Origin of the sequence: Thiobacter sp. AK1 (assembly GCF_039822265.1) — a bacterium.
Classification (GTDB): domain Bacteria; phylum Pseudomonadota; class Gammaproteobacteria; order Burkholderiales; family Thiobacteraceae; genus Thiobacter; species Thiobacter aerophilum.
In genome coordinates, this window is record NZ_JBAJEX010000011.1 from 65,544 (window position 1) to 78,395 (window position 12,852).

At 63.0% G+C, this 12,852-nt stretch carries 12 protein-coding genes; 3 read left to right on the forward strand and 9 right to left on the reverse strand.

Translation table 11 applies throughout. From position 1 onward, the window contains the following. Window positions 1-174: 174 nt before the first annotated feature. From V6E02_RS11615 to V6E02_RS11625, 3 genes are read right to left on the reverse strand one after another with little or no spacing between them, the layout of a single operon-like run. A complete protein-coding gene (locus V6E02_RS11615) occupies window positions 175-783 on the reverse strand; it encodes a histidine phosphatase family protein (protein WP_347308968.1) in 609 nt (202 codons plus the stop codon). A gap of 10 nt (window positions 784-793) precedes the next feature. Continuing rightward, the gene (locus tag V6E02_RS11620; protein WP_347308969.1) at window positions 794-1,717 is read right to left on the reverse strand and encodes a CobD/CbiB family protein; all 924 of its coding nucleotides are present in this window, start codon (window positions 1,715-1,717) and stop codon (window positions 794-796) included. Between the two features lies 1 nt (window position 1,718). After that, window positions 1,719-2,249, reverse strand: coding sequence for a GyrI-like domain-containing protein (locus V6E02_RS11625; RefSeq protein ID WP_347308970.1), 531 nt, complete (start codon window positions 2,247-2,249; stop codon window positions 1,719-1,721). Between the two features lie 102 nt (window positions 2,250-2,351). Between V6E02_RS11625 and V6E02_RS11630 the strand changes: the two genes are divergently transcribed. Next, window positions 2,352-3,305 (forward strand): MBL fold metallo-hydrolase, encoded by a 954-nt coding sequence (locus V6E02_RS11630; protein WP_347308971.1) that lies wholly within the window; start codon window positions 2,352-2,354, stop codon window positions 3,303-3,305. 162 nt (window positions 3,306-3,467) lie between these two features. On the opposite strand, the gene pbpG is transcribed toward V6E02_RS11630, so the two are convergent. The 4 genes from pbpG to apbC all read right to left on the reverse strand — a co-directional run bounded on the left by pbpG (window position 3,468) and on the right by apbC (window position 8,767). Continuing rightward, window positions 3,468-4,451 (reverse strand): D-alanyl-D-alanine endopeptidase, encoded by a 984-nt coding sequence (gene pbpG, locus V6E02_RS11635; protein WP_347308972.1) that lies wholly within the window; start codon window positions 4,449-4,451, stop codon window positions 3,468-3,470. Window positions 4,452-4,639: 188 nt separating this feature from the next. Continuing rightward, the gene (locus tag V6E02_RS11640) at window positions 4,640-6,883 is read right to left on the reverse strand and encodes an Orn/Lys/Arg family decarboxylase (RefSeq protein ID WP_347308973.1); all 2,244 of its coding nucleotides are present in this window, start codon (window positions 6,881-6,883) and stop codon (window positions 4,640-4,642) included. A 141-nt stretch (window positions 6,884-7,024) separates the two neighbouring features. Then, a complete protein-coding gene (dcd, locus tag V6E02_RS11645) occupies window positions 7,025-7,591 on the reverse strand; it encodes a dCTP deaminase (RefSeq protein ID WP_347308974.1) in 567 nt (188 codons plus the stop codon). 84 nt (window positions 7,592-7,675) lie between these two features. Then, window positions 7,676-8,767: an iron-sulfur cluster carrier protein ApbC gene (gene apbC / locus V6E02_RS11650; RefSeq protein WP_347308975.1), complete on the reverse strand. Its 1,092-nt coding sequence runs from the start codon at window positions 8,765-8,767 to the stop codon at window positions 7,676-7,678. A gap of 194 nt (window positions 8,768-8,961) precedes the next feature. On the opposite strand from apbC, the gene metG reads away from it, so the two are divergent. Next, window positions 8,962-11,067, forward strand: a complete 2,106-nt coding sequence (gene metG, locus V6E02_RS11655; protein WP_347308976.1) for a methionine--tRNA ligase — start codon at window positions 8,962-8,964, stop codon at window positions 11,065-11,067. Window positions 11,068-11,210: 143 nt separating this feature from the next. Here the strand turns inward: metG and V6E02_RS11660 are convergent, their stop codons facing one another. Then, entirely contained in the window at window positions 11,211-11,651 is a 441-nt protein-coding gene (locus V6E02_RS11660) for a DsrE family protein (protein ID WP_430626800.1), read from the reverse strand. 147 nt (window positions 11,652-11,798) lie between these two features. Here V6E02_RS11660 and V6E02_RS11665 point away from each other — a divergent pair, with 147 nt between their 5' ends. Further along, entirely contained in the window at window positions 11,799-12,113 is a 315-nt protein-coding gene (locus tag V6E02_RS11665; RefSeq protein ID WP_347308977.1) for an acylphosphatase, read from the forward strand. Here the strand turns inward: V6E02_RS11665 and V6E02_RS11670 are convergent. Then, window positions 12,080-12,562 (reverse strand): WbuC family cupin fold metalloprotein, encoded by a 483-nt coding sequence (locus V6E02_RS11670; RefSeq protein WP_347308978.1) that lies wholly within the window; start codon window positions 12,560-12,562, stop codon window positions 12,080-12,082. The genes V6E02_RS11665 and V6E02_RS11670 overlap by 34 nt on opposite strands. Window positions 12,563-12,852 lie beyond the last annotated feature (290 nt).

Here is a 12,852-nt window from a genome sequence, read left to right on the forward strand (position 1 = left end):
GACATTCATCACGGTTTTTTGGGATGCCGCCCGCGCCTACGCGGGTGCGGGCGCCCCATGCGGCCGGGCTCGCACTCGACTTCTCGGCCAGATGTGCAGCCTGGTCTGCGACCGTCTCGCGCAACCCAGGCGCGCGTGGCACACCCCTGCCGCGTCCCAAGGGATAATCTGGCTTCACAGGGAGCCGGCGTGGAAACGCAGCTGGGCAAGGGCGTCCGGGCCGCTGCCCTCGATGGTGATGCGCGTGATGCCCGCTATAGGCACGTCGATAAGGTAGGCGCGCGCGAGAGGAATGCCCAGCACGTGGGCAAGCGCCATCCGGATCACCCCAGCGTGGCAGACCACCAGCAGATGCTTGCCGGCATGGGTGGCGACCAATTCGTCCCAGGCAGCGGCGACCCGCGCCAGGAAAGCCTCCAGCGGCTCCGCGCCCGGTGGGCGCTGGTTGACCGGATCACGCCGAAAACGGGCAATGATGTCGGGATCGCGGGCACGCAACTGGTCCGGCGTCTGACCTTCCCACTCTCCGAAACCCACCTCCATCAGGCGGGCGTCCACCGTGAGGGGCAGTCCTTGTTTGCGTGCCAGCTCCTCGGCGAAGGCGCGGCAGCGGGTGAGCGGCGAGCTGACGATGTGGTGCCACGGTCGCTGTTCGCCGATGGCCGCGCGCATCTGGGCCCAGCCTTTCTCGCTCAGGGGATCATCGGTCTGGCCGCGATACTTGCGACCGCCCACGGGTTCGCCGTGGCGCATCAGGTCGAGGGTGGTCACGGGTTGATACATCGTCTGTTCCTTAGCGGGCGGCGTACCCGGCCAAGGTCCACAACAGCAACACTGCCAGCCACAGCACCACGGTGCGCCAGATCAACCCCACGGCACTGTCCACGTGTTCGGGGTCGGCGCTGGCCCCCACCCCCAGCTCGGGCCGGACTTCCACCCGGCCCGGATATTCCAATGGCTCGCCCAAACGCACGCCCAACGCACCCGCGCCGGCAGCGAGCACCATACCCTGCAGGCGCTGGGCCCAGACCGCAGCCTGCTCACGCCAGCAATAAATGGCATCCTCGAAGTTGCCCATCACCGCGAAGCTCAAGGCGATTAGACGCGCCGGCAACCAGTCCAGCCAGCGGAAAGCGTCCTGGGCGAACAGCCCGAAGCGCCCAAATTCCTGCACATCCAGCACCCCCCATTTCTGGTACAGCACGTGTGCCAGGCGATAGAGCACCGCACCCGCGGGCCCCAGCAGCACGAACCAGAATGCCACCCCGAAGAACTGCCGGTGCGCACAAGACAGCAACTGCTCGATGGTGAGACGGGCCAGGGCGTTGGCATCGAGGCCCTCGGTCGCCGTGCCGTGCCATTGGCTCAGTTCGTGGCGAGCCGCCTCGATCTCCCCGGCGCGCAGTTTTTCCGCGATGCGCGCCGCGGTATCCGTGAAATGGCGGATGCCCAGCGTGACGTAGAGTACCGCCACGTCCACGGCCACGACCAGCAACGTCCCGGCGCCTGCCGCCAGCTGATGCGCAGCCGCCACCAGGAACACGGGCGGCAGCACCGCCAGCGCCCAAGCCAGCATGCCATAGCGGTAGCGGCCGCCATTGAGTTGGCGCTCCAGGAAGTTGGCATAACGGGCGAACTGCACGTAGATCTGCAAGCGGTGACGCAGGGGCTGGAAGTGTTCCAGCAGGATGACCGCCACCAGGCTCAGGAACGCCATGTCAACGCTCCATCTCCACCGACAGCTCGCCTATCCGGTAAACCTCGGGCGGGCTATCGTAGATTTCCACCGTGGGCATGCGGATGTCCGTGTGCTGCGCGGCCAGGTGATCGTGCAGGGCTTGATAGGCCTTGCTTGGTGCCAACAGCGCCGCCGCGCGCACGCGCGCGACCAGCACCCGTCGCGTGGGAATCTCACCCAGCCGCAGCGGCGTGGCCGGCTGCGCGCTGGGCGCGATCAGATAACCGGTGCGTGCCCTGAGCTGGTTCTTCGGCACTGTGCGTGGATCGTCCAGCAATACCGTGATGGCGGCGCCGCGGGCCAGATTTTGCTGCGCCATGAGGGCACGCACGCGCGCCTGGGTTTCCGGGAGCCTGGCATAGTCGCCCGTGTGCTCGAGGTAGGCAAAACGGTAGGGCCCGCGTTCCGCCTCGCTGATCTCCACCGAATTGAAGCCACCCCACCAGGCGAATACCGCGATCAGCGGCAGGACGAAGGCAAGCAGAATGATCAGCCAATTTTTCTTGAGCAAGAGATACTCCCGCGGGACTCGCACTTGGGCCTAGAAAGTGACGGATGGCGTTGCGGCGCTGGTTATAATACTCCATTCTTTTTTTGGCTCACCAGCGGGGAGATGATGCTGCGTAAATGGCTTCTGCTGTGGCTTTTGCCCTTGTGCGCCAGTGCCGCGCAGGATGCGCCGGTAACGGTCAACATGGACCCGGTGCGCGTGGGCAAACACAGTTGGTACGCGCAGGGGCTGCCAGGTGCGGCCTCTGCCGCGAACCAAGGCTTCATGTCCAATGCCGGCTTCGTGGTGACAGGCGCCGGGGTCGTGGTCTTCGATGCTCTGGGCACGCCGCCCCTGGCGGCCGAGCTCGTCAAGCGCATCCGGCGCATCACCACGGCACCCATCCGCTATGTGATCGTGAGTCACTATCATGCCGACCACATCTATGGGCTGCAGGTGTTCAAGGCCGCGGGCGCCGAGATCTGGGCGCATGAGGACGCACGCCACTACCTCAACTCGCCGGAGCTAAAGGCGCGTCTGGCCCAGCGCCGGGAGGAGCTGTTTCCCTGGGTGGACGAGCACACCCACGTCCTGCCGGCGGACCGCTGGCTTGGCGGCGATATCGATTTCGAGCTCGGGGGTGTGCATTTCTCCGTGCGTCATGTGGGCCCAGCCCATACGCCGGAAGACCTGGCCCTTTATGTGCACGAGGATCGGGTGCTCTACGCCGGTGATGTCGTGTTCAAGGGGCGCGTGCCCTTCGTGGGAGACGCGGATAGCCGCGCCTGGCTCGCCGCCCTGGATAAGCTGTTGGCTTTCCCCGCCCGGGTGCTGGTGCCGGGACATGGCGCCCTATCGCGCGATCCTCGCGCGGATCTCACCCTGACGCGCGATTATCTAGGTTTCCTGCGCCGCACCATGGGACAGGCGGTAGCGGAGATGGTGCCCTTCGAGCAAGCCTACGCCCGCACCGACTGGTCGCGCTGGCAGAAGCTGCCCGCCTTCAACGAGGCGAACCGTGTCAACGCCTACAACAACACCTATCTATTGATGGAAAAGGAAGCCCTCGGCCAGTAAAGCGCGCTGGAGGAGACTGTTTCTGGCGCAGCCATGCGAGCCCGCCTCAGGGCGCTGTGGCCAGGTGCGCGGCCTGCGCGCTTTAGTTCACACCAAGGGGAAATGGCCGGTGCGGCTCAGACCGACGGCGCTGGCACCATCGGGGGATTTTCGCGGGTCGGCTCAGCCGTCGTGCCGGATGCTCGCGAAGCTGCTTTCTAGCCAGCGCTTGATGCGGTTGGCATCGGTGATGCGGGTGAACTTGCCGTCGCCATCCAATAGGACGATGATCAAAGGCTGGTTGGCGATCTGTGCTTGCATGACGAGGCAGTGACCGGCCTCGGCGATGTAACCCGTCTTGGACAGGCCGATCTCCCACTCCTTGTCGCTCACCAGCTTGTTGGTGTTGCGGTAGGCGATGCTGCGGTGCAACACGCCGCCGCGCGCTAGCGCCTTGTGCCGTTTGTACACCGGCACCTCGATGTCATAGCTCGCCGTGGTGGTGATTTCGCTAATGGTGGGATAAGCGTGGGCCGCCTTCACCATCTTGGCCAGATCCTCGGCGGTGGACTGGTTGCCTGGCCGCAGTCCCGTGGAATCGACGAAGCTGGTATCGCGCATGCCCAGCCGTTGCGCCTTGCGGTTCATGGCCGCGACGAAGGCGGCCGTGCCGCCTGGATAGGTTCGCGCCAGCGCAGCGGCAGCCCGGTTTTCCGAGGACATCAGGGCGAGCTGCAGCAACTGGTAGCGGGTGAGCACCGTCCCCACTGCCAAGCGCGAATGGGTGCCCTTCACACGGTCTACGTCGTCGTCGGAAATGGTGATCTTTTGGTCCAGAGGCAGGCCCGCATCCAGCGTCACCATGGCCGTCATGAGCTTGGTGATGGAGGCGATGGGCGTGCGCACGTCCGGATTCTTGGCGTAGATCACGCGTCCGGTCCGCTCGTCCATGACCAAGGCCATGGAGGAACGCAGCTCGGGATCGCCACGCAGACGCTCGGTCAGTTCGGTCTCGTACTGACGGATGCGGACGGCAATGGGATCGGGCTCCTCACGCACCGCCGCCGCACAGGGCGCCGCACCAGCCGGACTGGGCACCGCACAGGGGTCGGCGCCCGCCGCCGCGGAGACGAGAGACAGGCAGAGGGCCGCAAAAATGGGCTGCATGCTCCGCATTAGCGTCGTCCTCCCTGTGTTCTTGAGTTACAGGTTATTCAGTCGAGGCAGCGCGTCGCGCCATGCCCATAACCTTACCGCCGGCAAGCCGAAATGGCAAGGGTTTCGTGGCCTCTTTCTATCGACCACTCAGCAGCTTACGGGCGATTCTTGAGACCGGTAGGAGGTTTGCGACCGCTCTACGCCGCTACGCAGTCCACGAAATAGCGCATCTGGCCATTAATCTCCTCCGCCACCAGGCCGTGGATGTCGGTCTCGAAGCCGGGGAATTTCTCGTTGAATTCCCGCGCGAACTGCAGGTAGCGCACGATGGTGCCATTGAAGCGCTCGCCCGGGATCAGTAGGGGAATGCCGGGCGGATAGGGGGTAAGCAGCACCGCCGTGATGCGACCGGCTAGATGATCGATTTCCACGCGCTCGATTTCCCGGTGCGCCATCTTGGCAAAGGCGTCGGTGGGCTTCATGGCCGGGGCCATTTCCGAGAGATACATTTCGGTGGTCAACCGGGCGATGTCGTTGGCCCGGTAGATGCCGTGGATGGAATCGCATAGATCGCGCAGGCCCACGCGCTCGTAACGGGGATGTTTGGCCACGAATTCCGGCAGTACCCGCCACAGGGGCTGGTTGCGGTCGTAGTCGTCCTTGAACTGCTGCAAAGCGGTGAGCAGCGTGTTCCAGCGCCCCTTGGTGATGCCGATGGTGAACATGATGAAGAAGGAATACAGCCCCGTCTTCTCGACGATCACACCATGCTCGGCCAGGTATTTGGTGACGATAGCCGCTGGGATACCGGAATCGGCGAAATCCCCTTCCACGTCCAGCCCCGGGGTGATGATGGTGGATTTGATGGGGTCGAGCATGTTGAAGCCTGGCGCCAGGTTGCCGAACCCGTGCCAGCGCTCGTTATCCCGCAGCATCCAGTCCTCGCGGCTACCAATGCCCTCCTCCGCCAAGTGCTCCGGTCCCCACACCTTGAACCACCAGGAACCGCCGAACTCCTGCTCCACCTTGCGCATGGCGCGCCGAAAATCCAGCGCCTCGAGGATGGACTCCTCCACCAGTGCGGTCCCGCCCGGCGGCTCCATCATGGCGGCGGCAATGTCGCAGGAGGCGATGATGGCGTACTGGGGGCTGGTGGACATGTGCATGAGGAAGGCCTCGTTGAACACGTCACGATCCAGCTTGCGCTCCACCGAGTCCTGCACCAGGATCTGCGACGCCTGGCTCAAGCCAGCCAGCAGCTTGTGTGTGGACTGGGTGGAAAACAGCATGGACTTCTGCGGACGCGGCCGGTCGCGGCCGATGGCGTGCATGTCCTTGTAGAAGCTGTGGAAGGCCGCGTGCGGCAGCCAGGCCTCGTCGAAATGTAGCGTATCGATCTTGCCATCGAGCATGCGCTTGATGGTTTCGACGTTGTAGAGGATGCCGTCATAGGTGCTCTGGGTGATGGTGAGCACACGGGGTGGCCGCTTCACCTCACGCGCGAAGGGATGGGCCTCGATTTTTTTCTGGATGTTCTCCCAGCGGAATTCATCCAGGGGAATCGGCCCGATGATGCCGTAGTGGTTGCGCGTGGGCGTGAGGAACACGGGAATGGCACCCGTCATGGTAATGGCATGGAGGATGGACTTGTGGCAGTTGCGATCCACCACCACCACATCGCCCGGTGCCACGGTGGAATGCCAAACAATCTTGTTCGAGGTGGAGGTGCCGTTGGTGACGAAGAACAGATGATCGGCATTGAAGATACGCGCCGCGTTGCGCTCGCTCGCCGCCACCGGGCCGGTATGGTCCAACAGCTGCCCCAGTTCCTCTACCGCGTTGCATACGTCGGCTCGCAACATGTTCTCCCCGAAGAACTGGTGGAACATTTGCCCCACCGGGCTCTTCAGGAACGCAACACCACCGGAGTGTCCGGGGCAATGCCAGGAATAGGAACCATCCGCCGCGTAATGGGTGAGGGCGCGGAAGAAAGGTGGTGGCAGCGAATCCAGGTAGGCGCGCGCCTCGCGCACCACGTAGCGGGCAATGAATTCCGGCGTATCCTCGAACATGTGAATGAAGCCGTGCAGCTCTTTCAGGACGTCGTTTGGAATATGGCGCGAGGTGCGCGTCTCGCCGTAGAGGAAGATGGGGATGTCTGCATTGCGGAAGCGGATGCCTTCCACGAAGGCGCGGATCTGGGATACCGCATGCTCGGCTAGTTCGGGCGTGGAGAACTCCTCGTCGTCGATGGACAGGATGAAGGCCGACGCTCGGCTTTGCTGTTGGGCAAAAGATGCCAGGTCGCCATAGCTGGTGGCGCCCAGCACCTCCATGCCCTCGTCCTCGATGGCCTTGGCCAGGACACGGATGCCGATGCCACTGGCGTTCTCGGAGCGGAAGTCCTCGTCGATGATTACGATGGGAAAACGAAAGCGCATGGTTCATTCCGCAAGACGTGGAAGTGCCGGGGCGCGCCGGCGCGCGGTTTCGGGTGGCAAGAATGTATCACAGGCGCCGCCTCTTGCGCGGCGGGTCATGGGCAAAACGCACGAGCAGCCGGCCGCAGCGCCTTCCGGGCCTCAGATGCGCGGCAAGGTGACGCCGCGCTGCCCCTGGTATTTGCCGCCCCGGTCCTTGTAGGACACCTCGCAGGGTTCATCGGACTCGAAGAAGATTACCTGCGCCACCCCCTCGTTGGCGTAGATCTTCGCCGGCAGGGGCGTGGTGTTGGAAAACTCCAGCGTCACATAGCCTTCCCATTCCGGCTCGAAGGGCGTCACGTTGACGATGATGCCACAGCGGGCATAGGTGGACTTGCCCAGGCAGATGGTGAGCACGTTGCGCGGAATACGGAAATACTCCACCGTGCGCGCCAGAGCAAAGGAATTGGGCGGAATGATGCAGTAATCGCCCGTCACCTCGACGAAGGAATTGGGATCGAAGTTCTTGGGATCGACGATGGTGGTGTTGATGTCGGTGAACAGGCGGAATTCATTGGAACAGCGGATATCGTAGCCATAGCTCGAGGTGCCGTAGGACACGATGCGCTGCCCATTGATCTCCTTGACCTGATTGGGCTCGAACGGCTCGATCATGCCGTACTCGAGGGCCATGCGGCGGATCCACTTGTCCGATTTGATGCTCATCTCGTTCCTGCCCGGGGAAATAGCAAGGCGCGGGGCCCGACATTGTAGAACAACTCGGGCCGCCGCGCCGAACCGGTGGAAACGTCAGGTATTCTGGATAACGATGTTCGGGAACTTGGCAGAATGATCCGCGGCCAGTTCGCCGATCTTCACCGCCACCCGGCGCGCGATCTGGCGGTAGATCTGGGCTGCGCGGCTGTCGGGGTCCGCCACCACTGTGGGCTTGCCGGAATCGGCCTGTTCCCGGATATGGATGTCCAGCGGCAGGGCACCCAGGAATTCCACGTTGTAGTCCTTGCACATGCGCTCGCCACCGCCCTCGCCGAAGATGCGCTCCTCATGGCCGCACTTGGAGCAGATGTGGATGCTCATGTTCTCCACCACGCCGAGGATGGGGATGTTCACCTTCTCGAACATCTTGAGCCCCTTGCGCGCATCGATCAGGGCGATTTCCTGGGGCGTGGTGACGATCACCGCACCCGTAACCGGGACCCGCTGCGCCAGGGTGAGCTGGATGTCGCCGGTGCCCGGCGGCAAGTCCACCACCAGGTAATCGAGGTCCTCCCACTTGGTTTGGTTGAGTAGTTGCTCCAGGGCTTGGGTGACCATGGGACCCCGCCAGACCATGGGCGTTTCCACGTCGATCAGGAAGCCGATCGACATGGCCTGCAGGCCATGGCCCAGCATGGGCAGAAGGTGCTGACCATCCTCGGCAGCTTCCGGCCTGCCGGTGATGCCCAGCATGGTGGGTTGAGACGGACCATAGATGTCGGCATCCAGGATGCCGACCTTGGCGCCTTCGGCGGCCAGCGCCAGGGCCAGGTTGACGGCGGTGGTGGACTTGCCCACCCCGCCCTTGCCAGAAGCCACGGCGATCACGTTGCGCACGCCCGGCACCGGTTTCACGCCCCGCTGCACCGCATGGGCGACGATCTTCCAGGCGACGTTGGCCGTCACCTTGCCCACACCCGGGAGACTTTTCACCGCATTCTCCGCCAGGGCCTCAATCTCCCCCTGCACCGTCTTGGCGGGATAGGGCAGAACGATGTCGAAGCTGACGTCGTTACCCTCGATCTTGATGTTGCGTACGGTCTTCGCACTGACGAAGTCCTTCTGCATGTTGGGATCCACCGCGCCCTTGAGGGCTTCCTGGACTTGGCTTTCGGTAATGGACATGCTTGGCTTACTCCCTACTCAAGGACAACCGGAAAGATGGCCATTCTATAGCGTTTCTCCCGCGCTGGGCAAAAATTTCCTGAAAAATCATGGAATAACCCCGACGAGGCATGGGACAAGGCACCACCCCGGGCGCCTTCCCGCTGCGGAGGAGGCGAGCGGCGGCTAGAATACGGGCTTTTATCAAGGCTGCCATGTCGCGCAAGATCCTAGTCACCTCCGCCCTGCCCTACGCCAACGGAAGCATCCATCTCGGCCACCTGGTGGAATACGTCCAAACGGACGTCTGGGTGCGCTTCCAGACAATGCAAGGCCACACCTGCCACTACGTGTGTGCCGATGACACCCACGGCACTCCCATCATGTTGCGCGCGGAAAAGGAAGGTATCAGTCCGCAGCAGCTGATCGAACGCATGCACGCGGAGCATTTGCGCGACTTCACGGGTTTTCACATCGGCTTCGACGAATACTATTCCACCCACTCCGAGGAAAACCGCCGTCTGGCCGAAGCCATTTACCGCACCCTGCGCGATGCGGCGAAACTCATCGAGGTGCGCACCATCGAGCAGTTCTACGACCCGCAACGGGAGATCTTCCTGCCGGATCGTTTCATCAAGGGCGAATGTCCCAGGTGCCACGCCAAGGATCAGTATGGCGACAGCTGCGAGGTGTGCGGCGCGAGCTACACGCCCACCGAGCTCATCCATCCTTATTCCGCGATATCTGGCGCAACCCCCGTGCGCCGGCAGTCCGAGCACTATTTCTTCCGCTTGAGCGATGCGCGTTGTAGGGCCTTCCTGGAGAGCTGGACCCAGGCCGGCCATCTGCAAGAGGAAGCCGCCAACAAAATGCGGGAGTGGTTCGCGGCAGGCCTACAGGACTGGGACATCTCACGCGATGCCCCCTATTTCGGTTTCGAGATCCCAGACGCGCCCGGTAAGTATTTCTACGTGTGGATGGATGCACCCATCGGCTACATGGCGAGCTTCGCCCATCTGGCGCAGCGCCTCGGTCTGGATTTCGACGCCTACTGGGCAACGGGCTCGGATGCCGAGCTCTACCACTTCATCGGCAAGGATATTCTTTACTTCCACGCCCTGTTCTGGCCGGCCATGCTGCACTTCTCCGGCCACCGCACGCCCACCCAGATCTTCGCCCATGGCTTCCTCACGGTGGACGGCCAGAAAATGTCCAAGTCGCGGGGGACCTTCATCACCGCCCGCAGCTACTTGGAGCAAGGTCTCGATCCAGAATGGCTGCGCTACTACTACGCGGCCAAGCTCAACGCCACCATGGAGGACATCGACCTCAGCCTGGAAGACTTCATCGCCCGCGTCAACAGCGACCTGGTGGGCAAGTACGTCAACATCGCCAGCCGCAGCGCCGGATTCATCAGCAAGCGCTTCGGTGGCCGGCTGGCGGACGCCCTGCCCCCCCACCCGGCGCTGACGGAAACCCGCGCGGCCGCCTCTGCCATTGCCGCCCTCTACGAAGCGCGGGAGTATGCCAAGGCCGTACGCGAGATCATGCGCCTCGCCGATCTCGCCAACCAGTATGTGGATGAACACAAACCCTGGGAACTGGCGCGGGATCCCAACCAGGCGCGCCAGCTGCACCAGGTGTGTTCGCTGAGCATCAACCTGTTCCGCCTGCTCACGCTTTATCTGAAACCCGTGTTGCCCCGTGTCGCGCAGGACGTGGAGACCTTCCTGGCCATTCCGCCCCTCACCTGGGGGGATGCCGAGCGGCTGCTAGAAGGACACGTCATCAAGCCCTACCGCCATCTCATGACGCGGGTGGAGAAGAGGCAAATCGACGCCCTGCTCGCCGCGAATCGGGAAAGCCTGGACGCACCCCACCCCGACGCGCATTCCCAAGCACGCCACGGGGAAAAACAGCAGCACGCTTTCTCCCCTTCTAGCCAACCCTCTGCCGCGGGCAGAGAAACGGCGAAGGTGACGGATGGCGCGCCGCTCATTTCCATCGACGAGTTCGCCAAGGTGGACCTGCGCATCGCCCGCATCCTCCGGGCAGAGGCCGTGGAAGGCGCCGACAAATTGCTCAAACTCACCCTCGACGTGGGTGAGCCGCAACCGCGCACGGTGTTCGCGGGGATCAAGTCCGCCTACGATCCCGCCACCTTGACCGGGCGTCTCACGGTGATGGTGGCCAACCTGGCGCCGCGCAAGATGAAGTTTGGGATATCCGAGGGCATGGTGCTCGCTGCCTCCGGAGAGGGCCCGGGCCTCTACCTAATCAGCCCGGACAGCGGTGCCCAGCCCGGCATGCGGGTCAGGTAGCCCGGGCTGGCGCAGGCGCCCCTTAGTCGCCCGCAGCCACGACGGCGGCCTGGCGATACGATGCTTTGCCATTCCGCCTCGTTTGCCAGGCGATGACAATGAAAAAGCGGCCCGCAGGCCGCTTCTTCCCCGCATCCACGCGCTCAGGGCTTGACGTACACGTAGCCTTCCTGTGCCTGGAGTTTGGCCAGTTCGGCCACGCCTGAGGGCACGATCTTCGCCCCAGGCAGCACCTTGCTCTTGTCGATCTTGCGGCTGGTCAGGGTGTTGTTGCAGACCCGGAAGTCCACGCCCTTGGCCATCAGCTCTTCGACGGGGATGTTGTAGGGATTGCCATTCTTGTCCGTGGCACCATCCAGCAGGAAGTCGATGCCATTGCCGTGGGTCACGACGGTTATCTTGGCTTGTGGATCGGCATTGAGGTGATTCTGAATATTGCGCAGCGCCGCCGTGGCGTTGCTGCTATCGTTGATGTGATAGACGGCTTTCACGGGCGCATTGGCGGATTGCTGGGCAGCGCAGCCGGTAAGCGCCAGTGTCGCAGCCATGGCAAGAACCGCGAGGTGTTTGATTCGATGCAGCATAGTTGTCTCCTTTGTCAGATTCGAAACGATACCGACGCCTTCGCGCGTCGATGAGGTAACCTTCGCTCAATCGCAACCGTTCTGTAAATAGTCCTTGTTTACTCTTGCCAGCAGTTCGAAAAGCCGAGCCAAAACCCCATGAGTAACATGGAGAAAATCACGCGGCGCCTGCGTATCCACGGCCGGGTGCAGGGCGTTTTCTTTCGTGAATCCATGCGCCAGCAGGCGCTGGCGCTGGGCGTGACCGGCTGGGTCAGAAACTGCTCGGACGGCAGCGTGGAGGCCGTGGTTCATGGCACGGCCACCGCCGTCGCCCAGCTCATCGCCTGGGCGCGGCGCGGGCCCGAGCTGGCCCAGGTGGAAGGCATGGAAGTGGAAGCAGCCGACGGCGTGTTCGACGACTTCAGGCGGCTACCCAGCGCGGATTGTCACCCCGCCATGAGGCGCCGCGCCAAGGACTGAAGATAGTCTTGCCAACCCGGCTCGCCTTCCTGGGGCGCCCACGGGGCCCGCTCGTGCGGCGTCAAGGGCCGATAAGGCCCGGCCTTGGCCTCGAAAAATACCGTGCCGGGCTCAAGACCGATCACCGTGTGATAGGCGCCATGGGGCACATTGACCAACACCACCTTGCCACCCGGAACGAGGATGCCCATCTCGCGCACCCCGCCGCCGTCGTCGAAGATCATCACCCCCAGCCGTCCCCGCACCACGACAATGGATTCGTCCTTGGTGGGATCCAGGTGTCGGTGGGGCGGCACATAGCTGCCGGGCTCGATCGCGTTGAGCAGCCGCTGGCAGGCGGCGCTTTCACAGGCGTGGAAATTGAGATTTTTGCGCCTGCGGGGATGGGCGCGCGCCTCCCCGGTCAGGGCATCCAGGATGCTTGCATCGACGATGTGGGACTGACTCATGGTCTGTTCCGAAAAAACGGCATGGTAGCGGCGCCGAGGTCGCCTGCCAAAGATGCAGCCAAAAAAAAAGCGCGGGGGCAACCCGCGCTTCAAATCCACCAAAGGAGGAGGATGGAGGAGGAGACAACGCCAAATCGCTCACAGACGCGTAAGCACGACTTGGTATAAGCATTATCTAATATTCTAACCTTTTGTGCAACTTTTTTCTTCACTGGTGTAGAGAGCAAATAAACTGTCCGGACTTGTAGCACGATGGTTGTCCGGTTTTATTGGGTACCGAGGAGGTGCCT

Bases quoted from the DNA above. Each gene is read 5' to 3' on its own strand.
- V6E02_RS11660 (WP_430626800.1), bottom strand. From the start codon at position 11,651: ATGCTGCATCGAATCAAACACCTCGCGGTTCTTGCCATGGCTGCGACA.
- V6E02_RS11670 (WP_347308978.1), bottom strand. From the start codon at position 12,562: ATGAGTCAGTCCCACATCGTCGATGCAAGCATCCTGGATGCCCTGACC.
- V6E02_RS11640 (WP_347308973.1), bottom strand. From the start codon at position 6,883: ATGCGCTTTCGTTTTCCCATCGTAATCATCGACGAGGACTTCCGCTCC.
- V6E02_RS11630 (WP_347308971.1), top strand. From the start codon at position 2,352: ATGATGCTGCGTAAATGGCTTCTGCTGTGGCTTTTGCCCTTGTGCGCC.
- V6E02_RS11615 (WP_347308968.1), bottom strand. From the start codon at position 783: ATGTATCAACCCGTGACCACCCTCGACCTGATGCGCCACGGCGAACCC.
- V6E02_RS11620 (WP_347308969.1), bottom strand. From the start codon at position 1,717: ATGGCGTTCCTGAGCCTGGTGGCGGTCATCCTGCTGGAACACTTCCAG.
- dcd (WP_347308974.1), bottom strand. From the start codon at position 7,591: ATGAGCATCAAATCGGACAAGTGGATCCGCCGCATGGCCCTCGAGTAC.
- pbpG (WP_347308972.1), bottom strand. From the start codon at position 4,451: ATGCAGCCCATTTTTGCGGCCCTCTGCCTGTCTCTCGTCTCCGCGGCG.
- apbC (WP_347308975.1), bottom strand. From the start codon at position 8,767: ATGTCCATTACCGAAAGCCAAGTCCAGGAAGCCCTCAAGGGCGCGGTG.
- metG (WP_347308976.1), top strand. From the start codon at position 8,962: ATGTCGCGCAAGATCCTAGTCACCTCCGCCCTGCCCTACGCCAACGGA.
- V6E02_RS11665 (WP_347308977.1), top strand. From the start codon at position 11,799: ATGGAGAAAATCACGCGGCGCCTGCGTATCCACGGCCGGGTGCAGGGC.